Consider the following 15,836-nt stretch of genomic DNA (forward strand, 5'->3'; position numbering starts at 1 on the left):
TCGGAGTCAATAAGAGAATGTCTCTGATCTGATCGTACGATTCTGATTTAGTTCACTCGATTTACGCAACAAAGCCGATATTTCGCTATTCTTGTCCTCTATATTTGCGGTGCTGGGTGTCGCTTTATTCGCGCAATGGTCTATCTTAAGTAACCTCACCGCAAGTGTATTGATATTTTTTTCATTCCCGTACCGTATCGGGGACAGAGTAAGAATCGCAGAGAAAGACGAAGACATCAGTGGCGTGATCATCGATATCACCATGTTCCACGTTATTCTCCGACACAGTTCAGGCAACATTATCACCTACCCCAACAACCTGATTTTACAAAAAGGCGTGATAAAGGTATTAGTTGAGCCAGAGTTAAAGAGTGGATCTGTCGATACAAAACTCTTCAAATTAAAAATAACTCGACTAATAATCACTCAGGGGCAGGCAATTTCCGGATTAGATTTCGATTCGCGGCACTTTACTCACTATAATTTTTTCTATTACTGAGCCAGGCTTAACAAAGTTCAAATCAAGTGTATAACATCCAGGCTCTAGCTGAACCTTCCCCCCCTCAACCAGCACTAATTCATCATTCGTTCCATTAATTGGTAACGTCATACTAAATTGACCATTTAAAAATAAACTACATGCCGATTGAGCAAGAGAGTCATGATCATATTTCATCATACTATTAAATTGATAAACTGCCGCTTCATCAACTTGAATAGATAATGATTGGTTAGCCATAGTATTTAATAGGATATCTTCGTTTATACTGTAAGCCTCCCCTTGAACAACACTCTTCATTGAATCAAAACTCTTAATCGCTTCATAAGCTTTTAATGGACGGTCCATTGCTGGAGTTGTCAAAATAAAGCGGCAGATATTCATCGCACTACGCTGGAGTTCACCTAACGTCAATGTACCTTTTTCCAAAGCATCTAAAGTATCGTCATTCATTGCATTCACTTCAGCCCCTTCATGTTCTACGACCATATAAAGGTCGTTCTGTGCGCGTAACATGTACGAAGTGAATGTTTTACTTTCTTCTCCTGCGCTAATAGGATCATTCATTTTTGCCCACCAATCCGTCATTACAATACCTGTAAATCCCCACTCATCACGTAGAATCGTAGTATTTAGATCATAATTAGATGCTGCCCAATGACCATTCACAGGGTTATAAGACGTCATAATGCTAGAAGCTTGGCCTTCTTTAACTGCAATTTCAAAAGGCTTGATGTGGATTTCACGCAGTGCACGTTCAGACACAATACTGTCAACATCAATACGAGCTGTTTCTTGGTCATTACACGCATAATGTTTAATAGTACCAGTGACTCCGGCAGAATTTAAACCACGAGTTTGAGCCGCAGCCATAAGGCCTGTTATGAATGGATCTTCTGAGAAATATTCAAAGTTACGACCATTTAATGGATGCCTATGAATATTGATACCAGGACCAAGTAACGTGTCTATTTCATTTGCGTATAGCTCTTTACCAATAAGGTGAAATAGTTGTTCATTTAATTCTAGATTCCATGTACAACCTAGCAGTGTTCCAATAGGTACTTGAGTCGCTTTATGACCACTGTCCATACGTATCCCTGAAGGGCCATCAGCGGCACAAGCAATAGGAATTCCAAGTTCAAATAGATTATCTGATAGGCCACCAAAAGCGGATGCTGTTCCCGGAGTGACTTTCGGGCTGCACATTCCTTCGCCACGTACAATCACCGCAAGTTGGTTCGGTGTCATTTGAGCGATGAAGTCACTCATCTCGGATTTTCCTAGCTTCACATCAATAAGCTTAATTCCTTGATCACCGGTTAAAGGCAATGTGGGAGGTAGATTATCTAGAATACGCTCAGACATAGAAGCGGCACGAGTGGGAACGGGTTCATATATAGCTTGATACACTCCGGATGGCATTTTTTTTCCGGGTTTGAGACGTTCAAAGGCATGAATAGGTGCACATGCCTCGCGAAGTGACTCAATAACAATTTGCTTATCCACCTCATAATGCGCTGAGATTGGTTTCGCAAATCGAACGCTTCCTCCCAGGTAAAAATTGTAGCGTCCTGACTCCAGTACATAACTATGATGGTAGCCCGTCACTCCACTATCATCATATGACGCCAACGTCGCAACAGGTACAGTAATGCAGACTTGTTCACTGCAAGAGGGTTGAAGTAATGAGGTTTTGCAAAAGCCGACAAGTACTCTCACCGGTTTACCTAATTGACCTTGAGGGGATTCAACATAAAGTTGTACCACTTCTTTACTCGCAAAGTCTTGACCGCTATTTGTAACTTTAATATTGAAATGCAAAGAAGCATCGGCTCCTCCACCTTCGATTGAGAAGGAAGTCATCTCATGTTTAAAGGTGGTATATGAAAGCCCAGCACCAAATTCAAATTGTACAGCCTCAGGATTAAAGGTCTCAAAATAACGATAACCGACATAAATATCTTCAGCGTAAATATTGCGATCTTTACGCCCGAAATTATTAAAAGAAGGATAATCAGCTAACTGATACGCTATAGTATCGGTCAAACGACCACTTGGCGACTGGCGACCAGAGACAATATCGGCTAGCCCATGACCACCTTCCATTCCTGCTGCCCAGCTATAAACTAGAGCTTTCACCGAAAGCTTATTGTCAAGTGTTTCTAACCAAGACATATCGATGATATTAGTCACATTCAATACGACAATTACATCAGAAAAGTAACGAGTAACCTTCTCAAGCATATCGATTTCTCGATCCGTTAACCGATAACTACCAGCTTCATCTGCATTATCTTGATCTTCTCCGGCAGTACGACCAATAATTACCATTGCTTTAGTTGATAGACTCGATGCGTTCGCAACAACTTCATCAGTCAATGGCATCTCATTTTGAAACCAAGGTTCTGCAGCCCACCCACCACCACCATTGTCAAACGGGTTATTTGCAACCCAATGCTGATAAACCTTAGCCAAGTCTTCATTAACATTGATAGAAGCACAAGCACGGAATCCTTCTAATATATTCACTGCATAAGGAACATTTACAGCACCACCGGAACCGGTACCACTGCGATATGTATCGATTTGACAGCGCCCAAATAGAGAAACCGTGTCATCCACATTAAATGGCAACACGTTATCAGTGTTCTTTAAAAGTACGATGCCCTCAACTGCAGCTTGTCGACTAATAGGAGCAAGATTGCTTTGAGCAAGGCTAATTGTTATTTGATTCATATTCAGCTTTCGGCTTAGGTTGCAAGTTGATGTATTTAATAGAAGTCAATAAAAATTCTTCCATATCACAAGAAAAAGCACCATTAAGTACACAAAGAGACGTAATGGTGCTTTAGTTTATTTACTTGTAAATGAAGCTATTAACAATGTTTTCAAGACGCTCTTGTCTACCAGACTCTTTGATTGGTGAAAGGTCCGCTTCCAAAGCATATAACGCCAGAGATTCAAGGGAATGATCACCAGAGATTATTTTCTTGCCGAGGTCATCATTCCAACCTGCATAGCGCTGAGCAATTTTTTTCGATAATATATCATTTTCGATCATATCGGCTGCACGCTCTAAAGAAAGAGCCATGGTATCCATACCGCCTATATGACCGTGAAATAAGTCAGCTGCGTCGATAGAAGGGCGACGTAAACGCGCATCAAAATTGAAGCCACCAGTTGTAAAGCCACCTGCTTTTAAAATCTCATACATAACAAGCGTATTTTCTTCAACACTGTTCGGGAATTGATCCGTATCCCAACCAAGCTGTGCATCACCACGGTTTGCATCGATAGAACCGAATAAACCAAGCGATGTAGCCGTTGCTACTTCATGGTGGAAGCTATGACCCGCAAGCGTTGCGTGATTTGCTTCAATGTTAACTTTGATTTCATTTTCCAAGCCAAACTGTTTCAAGAAGCCATAAACGGTTGCTGTATCATAGTCGTATTGATGCTTAGTCGGTTCTTGAGGTTTAGGCTCAATCAGAATTGTGCCTTTGAAACCTATTTTGTGCTTATGTTCAACAACCATCTGCATGAGGCGACCTAATTGTTCACGCTCTTGACGAAGATCCGTATTTAATAGGGTCTCATAGCCTTCACGCCCCCCCCAAAGCACATAGTTATCTCCACCTAAGCGTTGTGTTGCGCCCATCGCATTAAATATTTGTGTAGCAGCATAAGCAAACACTTTTGGGTCAGGATTTGTACCTGCGCCTGACATGTAGCGAGGATTTGAAAATGCATTTGCAGTCCCCCACAACAACTTGAGGCCTGTTTCATCTTGTTTCTGTTCTAATATATCAACCATTCTTTGGAAGTTATTCACGTACTCTTTAATGGAATTCCCTTCGGGAGCAACATCCGTATCATGAAAACAGTAGTAAGGCACATCTAACTTTGAGAAGAATTCAAATGCATGGTCGGCTTTCATCAAAGCCAACTCCATTGGGTCATTTGTTTGAAGCCAAGGTCGCTCAAAAGTACTCCCACCAAACACATCTGAACCTGTCCAGCAGAAGTTATGCCAGTAGCATGCTGCAAAACGCAAATGTTCTTTCATGCTTTTACCAAGGAGCATTTTATCTGCATCATAGTGACGGAAAGCCAGAGGGTTGGTTGTTTCCTTACCTTCAAATTTGATTTTTTTAATATCTTTGAAAAATTCGCTCATTGTATACATTCCGTTAAAAAAAGTTCACTTTCATAACTTAATATTCCATTGAAGACCTTTCATTATCAATTACGGTTTTTTACTTCTTAATTTAGCAATCTGTTTTATGTGTGCTACACCACAAATCGGAAAGCTCACTATGTCAACCAAGACAAAAAAACACATAAGTCATTGTTTTATAAAAAATCAAAAAGATGACAATTTCGTTGTTGAACTTGAATCACATAAGTTAAATAACGTAAAGTGATAGCAAATTTGGGTAAGTGCAGAATTAAATCTGATGGTCAAATATATAAAACAAATAAGAAATGTACCCGGAGAATAATAATGAACATAACTAAACTATCTGTAAGAGAAAAGGTCGCTTACGGTTTAGGGGATACTGGTTGTAATTTTGTATGGCAAACCGTCATGCTTTTTCTAGCCTACTTTTATACTGATGTATATGGTCTTTCCCCAGCTCATATGGGCACAATGTTTTTACTAGTACGCTTTATTGATGCTGTCACTGATCCTCTCATGGGTTCGCTAGTCGATCGCACCAAGACGAAACATGGGCGCTACCGCCCTTACATGCTTTGGGTGGCTGTACCATTTGGTCTTGCATGTATGCTTGCGTTCTATACACCAGATTTTGGAGAGACTGGGAAAATTGTCTATGCCTACGCCTCATATATCTTCTTAACGCTTATGTATACAGCGATAAACGTTCCATATTGTGCTATGGCAAACGCATTATCAAATGATTCAAATGAGAGAACATCACTACAGTCTTACCGATTTGCTCTAAGTACGGCTGGCGGACTGATTGTGGCTCTAGTTGCTCTTCCACTGGTAGATATCATTGGTGGAGGGGACCTCCAAAAAGGCTACCTTGGTGCAATGGCTACCATGGGAATGATTGCCATCCTCCTTTTCTTTGTTAGTTTTTCGAATACAAAAGAGCGTCACGTTCCTGAGATTGAAGAAAAGCAATCTGTCTGGGCCGACCTAAAATTATTGCTGGCAAACCATCAATGGCGCATTCTATTTATCCTTAATATCATTTTACTGACAGCTGCCGTATTAAAAGGCGCAACAACGATGTATTACGTCAATGTCGTAATGGAGCGCCCAGATCTAGCCACCATTTTCATGGTTTCAGGTATGATTGCTGCCATTATTGGCGCAATGGTTTCAGCTCCTCTCTTTCGTGGATATGACAAAACTAAAGTTTATCGTGTCTTGATTTTAGTATCAGGTTTTTTGTCGATGCTTATTTATCTTGTCGACCCAACAAACATCGCAATCCTGTTCTCTTTAACGATGGTTTTAGCCCTTGTTCAAACTGCCACGACACCTATTTTATGGAGCATGATGTCTGACGTAGTTGACTATGAAAAAACACGCAGTAATCGCTCATTAAGCGGCATGGTTTTCTCTACAAATTTATTTGCAATCAAATTAGGTATTGCTTTAGGTGGTGCTGCTGTCGGTTGGTTGTTAGCACTAGCAGGTTACGTTGGAGGAGCTGAAACACAAACACTAGAAGCCGTAAATACAATCAATTTACTTTATACCGTTGTGCCTGGTGTAATGTTTGCTTCATTAGCTGTTCTTATGACTTTCTATAAGCTTGATATGGAAAAGCTATTACAAATAAAGGCTCTTCTAGAGTTAGATGCTAAAGAGCCAACAGAAATAAAAGATAAAAAGCATAATGTAGAATTATGTTAATAATTTACACTGGTGATTAAATAGCTATGTTAATTTCATGCTATTTAATATATCCCCTCGTAATATTGTTGCTCCTGACGGTATTACATAGCCCCATATATAACTTATGGGGCTAACTTAAGTTATCTTACTAATTAATTTTATATCATAAAAATTTTCATCAAGTTAAATTATCAAATATCTTGGTGTAAGATCATTAGGAAATATTTATGTGTATCTACAAAAACACTGAACATACCACTGACGAACGCGTAAAAGATTTACTTTCAAAAATGACACTAGAAGAGAAAGTAGCTCAATTAGGTGCACAATGGTTAATCTTAGATGAAAATGGCGATCATCAAGAGCGCGAACTCGAAATGTCAAGCAATAGCATTTCTCGCACAGTTCAAGAGAAATTAATGCATGGTCTTGGGCAAATAACCCGCCCACTTGGTACTCATACTGTTGGTGCAAAACAAGGGGTTCAGGCATTAAATCAATTGCAAAAACATCTAATAGAAAATACTCGACTCGGAATTCCAGCCATTCCGCACGAAGAGTGTTTAGTTGGCTTAATGGCACAAGGTGCAACCCTTTATCCGTCCTCTTTAAACTACGGGCACACGTGGAACCCTGAATTAATGGAAAAAGTGGCCGAAGATATTGGTCGCCAAGCAAGAGCCGTAGGTGCCAAGCAAGGTCTTGCCCCTGTATTAGATGTATCTCGTGATGTTCGCTGGGGGCGTACTGAAGAAACCCTAGCAGAAGATCCTTATCTGGTTGGTGTCATGGCCACCAGTTATGTAAAAGGTCTTCAAGGTAAAGACCGTGATTTGATCGCAACATTAAAACACTATGTAGGCCACTCAGCCAGTGAAGGAGCGCGCAATCACGCACCAGTAAACTTAGGCTTTAAAGAGTTGAATGACACTTTTTTACTGCCTTTTGAAATGGCAGTGAAGTTAGGTAATGCGGGTTCCATAATGCCGGCATACCATGATATTGATGGTGAACCATGTCATAGCTCAGAGTTTCTAATGACAGAGGTATTGCGAAACCAGTGGGGCTTCGATGGTCTTATTGTTGCTGACTACGGCGGTGTTGAACTTCTAAGTGAGCACCATGCTACCGCTAAAGATCGCGTTGATGCTGCAGCACAAGCTTTCAACGCAGGACTAGATGTTGAATTACCTGATGATGCTTGTACAACCTACATTAGTGAAGCGATTGAGCAAAAACTCATCACATTAGAAAAAATTGATGAGATCGTTGGCCGCGTCTTAGCCATGAAATTTGACCTTGGCCTATTCGAAAACCCATACACACCTGTACCTACTGGGCCTCTACATAATGAAACGAGTGATGAGCTCGCCTATCAAGCAGCCAGTGAGTCAATTGTACTACTGAAAAACAATGGTCAATTACCTTTATCGAAGGATAGTAAAGTTGCACTCCTAGGTGCTACGGCTGATGATCCATTAGCACTGCTTGGTGGCTATAGTTTCCCTGTGCATCTCATTTTGAGCGGTAACGATTCATCAGAACGTGTTGCTAAATCTATCAAAGAGGCAATGGAACAACGCGTGACTCTGATTGGCTACCAAAAAGGTTGCGATATCCTTACAGAACGTCACGGTGGAGCGCCCGTTTTCCCTGGAGATGTTGATATGGCAGTCACGCAAGATAAAACATCACCGGTAAGTATGGATACCTCGAAGATTGCATCAGCAACTTCTATCATTAGCGACGCAGATGTCGCGGTAGTATGTGTGGGAGATTTAGCAGGCTTATTCCAAACTGGTACGATTGGTGAAGGCTCTGACGCAGATACACTTGACCTACCTGGTGTGCAGCAACAATTACTTAATGCAGCGCTAGACAGCGGTAAGCCAGTTGTTGTCGTTGTTACAGGTGGTCGCCCTTATTGCTTAGGCCGAGCAGAAGATGAAGCTGCTGCGATCGTATATGGTTGGGCTCCTGGTCAACGTGGGGCAGATGCTATTGCTGATGTATTGACAGGGGTTACCAATCCTAGCGGTAAGTTAACCTTATCTATTCCAAAAAATGTTGGAGCGGTTCCGTATTTCTATAACCATAAGCTGAAAAGTGCTGGCACACCGATAGCCTTCCATTTTGGCTCTCGATTCAATTTTGGTTTTGGCTTAAGTTACACAAGCTTCGACTACAGCAATGCAACATTAAACAAAACAGACTATGGCTTTGATGAATCAGTAACTCTGTCTATCGACATCACTAACACAGGTGAACGTGATGGTACAGAAATCGTCCAACTCTATGCTCGTGACCAAGTTTGTTCTGTAGTGCGACCTGTAAAAGAGTTGAAAGGTTTCCATAAAGTATTCTTAGCCGCTGGAGAGACCAAAACCGTTACCTTTACGCTCCCTATTCACATGTTGAGCTTCACCGACTCATCAAATAGACGTGTGGTTGAAGGCGGAAAATTTGACCTCATGCTTGGCCGTTCTTCACAAGAAATCGAGTCACGACATGTCATAAACGTTCAACCTGGTAAAAAAGTATTGCCAAGAGAATGGAATATGGTTTGTGAAGCTCACTCTGGTTAAGATGTGGCGTGCCAACCAATGCAGGTAAAGCATAACGTGACTCTTTTTCATAAATATTAGCAATGTAGGTTGTTTAATCCCCAAGTTGGTCGTACCACTTGGGGATTTCTCTTGTTACGCAACAGTAATTACCAAGTTTAATTCATGTTAATCAGCAAGGTAACTTAAATAAATTTAACGGGCAAAAATTCAAGTTCAACAAGAGATATACGTCTTGGATCACATTAACTTTTTTTATTAATTAGAGACTAAAAAAACATAATAGAAAAAATACTGTGTAAAGCGCAAAATTTAGTTATTCAAATAATTCGGATAATTAAATTATGGCAAATTTCAAAGTGATGAGTTGGGGTGAATACCAATTGTTCTCTTTAGTTAATCAACAAGGCACCCAAGTTGATATTTCTGATCTCGGCGGTTTAATTGTCAATTTCTATGTACAAGACAAGCATGAAAAAACTAGAAATATTGTTTTGGGGTACGACACTCCGAATGATTACATTGATGGGGCATGCTATTTAGGTTGCGTTGTCGGGCCTTGGGCAAACCGTATTGCTAATGGCCATTATTCAATTGACGATATTGATTTTGCACTAGAACAAAATGAAAACACCAATCATTTACATGGTGCTTCTGCCAATTTAGGCGCAAAACGCTGGACTGTCGAAATCATTAACGACACCACATTAAAACTCGCGACAACGATAAATGCTGATGAAGCAAGCTATCCACATACGATCGATTTCGAGGTCACGTACCACTTATCTGAAGAAAATGAACTCCGTATCTGCTATGAAGCAATGCCACACGGAAAAACCCCAATTAATATGACTCAACATACTTACTTTAACTTAGATGAAAGTGAAAATGTGTTGAACCACAGTATTCAAATCAACTCTGACCGTTACCTAACTGTAGATAGTTGCGCAATTCCATTATTTGAAGCGCCGGTTGAAGATACTCCATTCGACCTTCGTCAATCTGTTCAAATTAAACAGAATATGGACTTAAACAATCAGCAACTAAAAGCGGCTGGTGGCTATGACCACTGTTGGTGTTTCGAGCCAACCGAATTTCAAACTAACGCAATTGTTTCAGAAAACACATCTGGCCTTCACTTGCATGTAGCAAGTGACCAAATTGGCATGCAATTTTACACCGGTAATTTTTTAAACGAAGAGCATGGCCGAAATTCCCGAATTTATCATAAGCATGCAGGCTTATGTCTAGAGACTCAATGTTATCCAAACCAAATCAATATGGATAACAAAGAAGATTGTATTTATGGGCCAAACAAGCCGTACCGTCACAACGTTGTATATCAAGTACTAACAACCAAATAGATAGAGATTATTATGATTAACATTCCTCAAGTAAATATGGGCATTGTTGCTGTTAGCCGTGACTGCTTTCCGATTTCACTATCAAAGCAACGCCGAAACAACGTTGTCGCACAATGTCAAAACAAAGAGATTAATATTGTAGAGCTAGAAACGATCATCGAAAATGAAAATGACATGATCAAAGCACTCAAAGAAGCAGAAGATAAATCGATCAACTCTCTTGTGATCTATCTAGGTAATTTCGGACCTGAAGGCCCATTAACTCAAATGGCACAACGTTTTGACGGCCCTGTGATGTTTGTCTCTGCTGCAGAAGAATCAACCGCATGCTTGAGCAATGATCGTGGCGATGCCTACTGCGGTATGCTTAACGCGTCTTACAGTGCAAATCTTCGTAATATCCGCCCACATATCCCTGAATACCCTGTAGGTACACCTGAGGAAGTCGCGACAATGATCGGTGACTTTGTTCCGGTGGCGCGCACAATTCTAGGCCTCAAAGGTCTGAAAATCTTTAGTTTTGGCCCTCGCCCTCACGATTTTGTTGCCTGTAATGCACCAATCAAAGCTCTATTTGATTTAGGCGTTGAAGTTATGGAGAACAGTGAATTAGATTTGCTGGACTTATTCCAACAAGCTGAAGGACACCCAGATATTCCTGGTATCGTTGCGGAGATGGAACGTGAGCTGGGTGATAACAACCCGTACCCAGATCTATTACCAAAACTGGCGCAATATGAAGTCGCACTACTGACATTCCATGAGCAAAACCTAGGTGCATCACACTTCGGTATTTTCGCTAACAAATGTTGGCCATCATTTGAGAAATTCTTTGGTTTTGTACCTTGTTACGTCAATGCTCGCCTAGCAGAGCGCGGCATTCCAGTGGCTTGTGAAGTTGATATTTACGGTGCACTATCTGAGTACATGATCACTTGTGCGACCAACCATCCAGCCACTTTGTTAGATATTAACAATACCGTGCCAAAAGACATGGTTGAAAATGCTGCAGACCAAATGGGCAGCTACACAGAGAAGGATCTCTTTATGGGCTTCCACTGTGGTAACACCGCACCAAGTTGCATGAAAAACTCTCAACTTCGCTTCCAAAAAATCATGCACAGCTTGATGGAACCGGGACTTGAGCCAAATATTACTCGTGGTACTCTTGAAGGCCAAATTAAAGCGGGTGAAGTCACACTGTTCCGCCTTCAATCAACGGCAGACACTAAATTACGTTCATACGTTGCACAAGGGGATATTCTAGATATAGACCCTGAATCATTTGGTTCTATCGCGGTGTTTGCCATTCCTGAAATGCAGCGTTTTTACCGCCATGTGTTGATTCAAAAGCGTTATCCACACCATGCAGGTATTGCCTTTGGTCATGTGGGTAAAACATTGTACCAAGTATTAGATTTGATTGGTGTTTCTGATATTGATTACAACCAACCTGCATATGAGCGTTACCCAAACGAAATCCCAAGTGTTTTTCTTGGTTAATCCAAAACAAAATAACTGTGTCTCGTCCTAAAATACTTTGACAGTATTTCTAATAATAGAAAGGGCTTTAAGAGTGATCTTAAAGCCCTTTCGCTATGTTATTTCATATATTTAACGAAAATACTCTTACTGAGTGTTAATTTTGAACTCGTTGATACTCACCCAATTATGATTGTAATTAGATGCACCGATAACATTTAGCTTAACGTAACGACCCTGTGCTTGATCATGAGTCGTTAGAGGTTGTGCACTACTGGTATTATCACCCATATCGGAAAGCAGAGTAAATGGCCCTGATGGTTGATCAGAAACAGAGACTTGATACTGATATGCGCGGTTTTGATAAGTCCACATACTTGTGCCAGTGATGGTTTCGGTACGCCCAAGATCAAAGATGACCGCTTTGCTAAAGTCCTGAGCACTCCATCGAGAAGCATCAGAATTATCACCATCCAACATATTGGACGCGACATTAGGTTCCTGCTCATCGTCGACATAGATCACTTGAGGTTCTATTGCGGAAACTGTCACGTTTATCACGGTTTCCGTTTCAATACCATCACTATCAACCGCTATTGCAGTAATCATATGTGTACCCGCTTCAAGCCCGAGTAGTTCAGTCCGTCCGTTGTCACCCCATTCATAGGGTGCGTACTTTTCTTGCCTTAAAAACTTTCCATTTAAGTATAGTTTAACAGTAGATATCGTACTATCCGGTTTGTTCGTACTGGCATTGACTAATACGTACAGAGCATCGTAACCCTCGTTTACTTCAACTGATGTTTGGTCAAAAGTCACGACAGGATCAAGTGATTGTGCGGGACGGGTATAGCAATAGTTAGTTTGTCCTGGGTTAGGGTCACCGAGTTGCTCAACGTTGCAATTGATCTCTGATTCTTGTCCATATAGGTACACAAACTGTCCATTGGAGCCAAAAGCAATATCAACAGGGCTATCAATTCTGATGGGTTGGTTTTCGACACTTGCAAACTCAAAACCTTCAGGTGCCGTAGGGTCTAACTCTAAGTCAATAATTTGTACATACAAGGGTAATTTATCAGACTCACCTCGTTCCTGAAGGTAGTAGTATACTTTGTCATTTTCTACATGCACGACGCCATGCCTAAAGTTCGGACCATCTTTTGCCTCATAAACACGAGTAAAGTCATTGGTGCCACTTTTCGCCATTTCTACAAATGGTCGGCCTTGTGAATTTAAACCTATGATGTAAATTCTATTCCCAGAAGTATAGATTTTGTCAGCACCGGCAAAGTCGGTAGTAGTCATAAAGTCTTCATCGCCCGATTTTTTATAAGTATGTACCTTTACCCTTTCACTATTGTCTGTAGTTTTTACTGCACCTATAAAATGAACGTCGCCAGCGTCAGACACGGTCCAATCAAAACCATGAACGATGTAAACTGAATTAGGCGCTGTTTGACTGACCAGATCACCTGGTTCAGAAATTTTAATTTTATCCGATTCTGTTAAAGGGATAGAAAAAGCGTTTCCTCTGTGATCTTTCCATTGCGTTGCTCCGCTTGGATCATCCGAGTAGGCGTAGTAAAAACCATTTTGATAAACATATTTATCATTGTTATTACCAGAACGTCGCTGAAAGCCAACCCTGAGCTTACCATCAACGAATTTCATGCTGCCATATACACCCCAGTTATATGCTTCACCATAGCGTTTAGCATTAATAACATTGAACGGCTGAAAACCTGACCATCGATTCTCATCCGCTTTATACTTAGCAAATTGATAGCCTCCATTATTGTTACCGCCTTTACGCATGTAAACTAATAGTTCGCCCAATGTGTTCTGAAAGAATTTAGGGTAAGTCAAACCTGAAAACGTATCATGATCAACTTCGCCAGTTAACGTTAGGTGTTTATACCCACCATCATCATTTTGTTCAAATAAACTTAAGTTAAATTCACTATCTGGCACACTTGCAGCATTATTCATTGAAAAGCTGTATCGAAAATAGTCTTGGCTTAAACTGCCATCGGATGGCTTGGAATTCGAGTATGCATGCATGTCATATAACAAATGGATAGACTCATCAACCGGGCTAATAGCTACGGCTATTGTGTTGTGAGACTCACCTATCCACCACTGATTTTGAAACCCAGTATGTGTATGAGGAAACTCAATACTTTTGACTTTGCCTGTTGCACGATTATATCTACTGAGCATCACGTGACGATTGTACTTGCCTCCTCGGTACCAAGTGACAAATACATAGTCTTTATAAACCTTAATAGCATCGCCATGAGCTGAGATCTGCTGCCCAAAAAAATAATCATACTGTCCAGGACCTGTGTTTTCAGCATCATTCGCTACTTTCTCTCCATCAAAAAATAGCCCTATATCGGATATCTTTACCTGTTCTTCTAAATAAACACTTGCACTAGCGAATGACGAACCGACCAACAAAGCGACAGCTGTAGCTTTGAATATAATTAAGTTTGAATTAACCTTTTTCATTAAATTTCCTTTTTTAATGTTAGATAAATCACACTCTTACATTAAGAGCGTATCTATCTATCTCATATTCAAAGCGTTATTAGGTTGCTAACAATAAATTTAGTTGTTTGTTTGTGACTTTTATCCAAATTTATAACGATAAAATGTAACGTTTCATTATTGACTTGGTAGAACATCAAAAATAACACTTAATTAATATTAAGTAATTTGGATGACCTTGCTCACAAAAATAATTTTATTAAATATGGTTACCCCTACATAACTTATGGATATCGTGATCAAATGCGCGTTTGTGAGATCTGTTAATCTTACTGGAAAAAAACGTAATTTCGTTAAAACGAAAAAACATAAACAATGAACTTAGAAATTCATTGATAAGTGGGAAAAGGATGGCAACGGTTCAATTTAAAGGTGTCAATAAAATCTACTCTGGTGATGTGCATATCGTAAAAGACTTCAATCTCGATATTGCCGATGGCGAATTCGTTGTCTTTCTTGGCCCATCAGGCTGCGGTAAATCGACCACCTTGCGTATGCTCAGTGGTTTAGAAAGCATTACCGATGGCGAGTTGTTTATTGATGATCAATGCGTCAACGAGCTCTCTCCCAAAGAGCGAAATATCGCGATGGTATTTCAAAGTTATGCTCTGTATCCGCACATGACAGTCAGAGATAACATCGGCTTTTCTCTGAAGATGGAAGGCAAGAAAAAAGCACAAATTGAGCAGGAAGTTCGCCGTATCGCAGACATGCTACAACTGACTCCACTGCTCGATAGAAAGCCTAAAGCGCTCTCTGGTGGCCAGCGTCAACGTGTCGCGATGGGACGTGCCATGGTTCGCACCCCAGAAGTGTTCTTATTTGATGAGCCACTATCCAACTTGGATGCCAAATTGCGCAATGTGATGCGTACTGAGATCAAAGACCTGCATCGCAAACACAAAAAAACCACAGTTTACGTAACCCACGATCAGGTCGAAGCAATGACTCTGGCGGACAAAGTCGTGGTACTACGCGATGGAAACATAGAGCAAGTCGGCACGCCAAAAGAGGTCTATCACCATCCGGCGAATCAGTTTGTGGCGAGTTTTATCGGTAGCCCAACCATGAATATGCTCAAAGGACGTTTAGAGTTAAGTGATGAGCAATGGCAAATTGTGATTGGTGATAGTGTCATCACATTAACCGAGCAATATCCGCAAGAATTAAATGGTGAAATAGTCACACTGGGTGTGCGTCCTTCAGATATTTACCTACAACCACTGCAAAGTGGTGTAAGCATTCCTGTTTCAATTAACAACAGCGAATTATTAGGCAGTAATACACTCATTCATGCGCAAGTGGCTGAACAAGCAATCACAGCAGAAGTCACCCCATTAGATAGTATTGATACCAATACAATTGACACACTATTTATTGATCTAAATCGAATTCATTTATTTGACCAAAGTGGAGAGAAAATAAGCCTGTAAATTCAATGTTTATATTTTAATTCCCAATAAATAATTAAACCAATAATAAATCCCTACAACTAG

General features: G+C 40.6%; 8 protein-coding genes and 1 pseudogene. 6 read left to right on the forward strand and 3 right to left on the reverse strand.

Annotation, left to right across the window (positions count from 1 at the left end):
* Positions 1–76: 76 nt before the first annotated feature.
* Positions 77–394 (forward strand): annotated as a pseudogene (locus Q1A70_RS01475) (mechanosensitive ion channel domain-containing protein); the annotation flags it as partial.
* A gap of 54 nt (positions 395–448) precedes the next feature.
* Here Q1A70_RS01475 and Q1A70_RS01480 read toward each other — a convergent pair.
* Together Q1A70_RS01480 and xylA are read right to left on the reverse strand one after the other, a co-directional pair.
* Positions 449–3,238, reverse strand: coding sequence for a glycoside hydrolase family 3 protein (locus tag Q1A70_RS01480; RefSeq protein ID WP_299686392.1), 2,790 nt, complete (start codon positions 3,236–3,238; stop codon positions 449–451).
* A gap of 121 nt (positions 3,239–3,359) precedes the next feature.
* A complete protein-coding gene (xylA, locus tag Q1A70_RS01485; protein ID WP_299686390.1) occupies positions 3,360–4,679 on the reverse strand; it encodes a xylose isomerase in 1,320 nt (439 codons plus the stop codon).
* A 327-nt stretch (positions 4,680–5,006) separates the two neighbouring features.
* Between xylA and Q1A70_RS01490 the strand changes: the two genes are divergently transcribed.
* The 4 genes from Q1A70_RS01490 (at position 5,007) to Q1A70_RS01505 (ending at position 11,808) form a co-directional block, all read left to right on the forward strand.
* A complete protein-coding gene (locus Q1A70_RS01490; protein WP_299686388.1) occupies positions 5,007–6,395 on the forward strand; it encodes a glycoside-pentoside-hexuronide (GPH):cation symporter in 1,389 nt (462 codons plus the stop codon).
* 209 nt (positions 6,396–6,604) lie between these two features.
* Positions 6,605–8,962, forward strand: a complete 2,358-nt coding sequence (locus Q1A70_RS01495) for a glycoside hydrolase family 3 N-terminal domain-containing protein (RefSeq protein WP_299686386.1) — start codon at positions 6,605–6,607, stop codon at positions 8,960–8,962.
* Between the two features lie 323 nt (positions 8,963–9,285).
* Positions 9,286–10,305, forward strand: a complete 1,020-nt coding sequence (locus Q1A70_RS01500; protein ID WP_299686384.1) for an aldose epimerase family protein — start codon at positions 9,286–9,288, stop codon at positions 10,303–10,305.
* 12 nt (positions 10,306–10,317) lie between these two features.
* Positions 10,318–11,808: a fucose isomerase gene (locus Q1A70_RS01505; protein WP_299686382.1), complete on the forward strand. Its 1,491-nt coding sequence runs from the start codon at positions 10,318–10,320 to the stop codon at positions 11,806–11,808.
* 126 nt (positions 11,809–11,934) lie between these two features.
* Here Q1A70_RS01505 and Q1A70_RS01510 read toward each other — a convergent pair whose 3' ends face one another.
* Positions 11,935–14,301 (reverse strand): BNR-4 repeat-containing protein, encoded by a 2,367-nt coding sequence (locus Q1A70_RS01510; protein WP_299686380.1) that lies wholly within the window; start codon positions 14,299–14,301, stop codon positions 11,935–11,937.
* Between the two features lie 389 nt (positions 14,302–14,690).
* Between Q1A70_RS01510 and ugpC the strand changes: the two genes are divergently transcribed.
* The gene (ugpC, locus tag Q1A70_RS01515; protein ID WP_299686378.1) at positions 14,691–15,773 is read left to right on the forward strand and encodes a sn-glycerol-3-phosphate ABC transporter ATP-binding protein UgpC; all 1,083 of its coding nucleotides are present in this window, start codon (positions 14,691–14,693) and stop codon (positions 15,771–15,773) included.
* The last annotated feature ends 63 nt before the right edge of the window (positions 15,774–15,836 follow it).

Origin of the sequence: uncultured Vibrio sp., from assembly GCF_947488985.1 — a bacterium.
Lineage (GTDB): Bacteria > Pseudomonadota > Gammaproteobacteria > Enterobacterales > Vibrionaceae > Vibrio.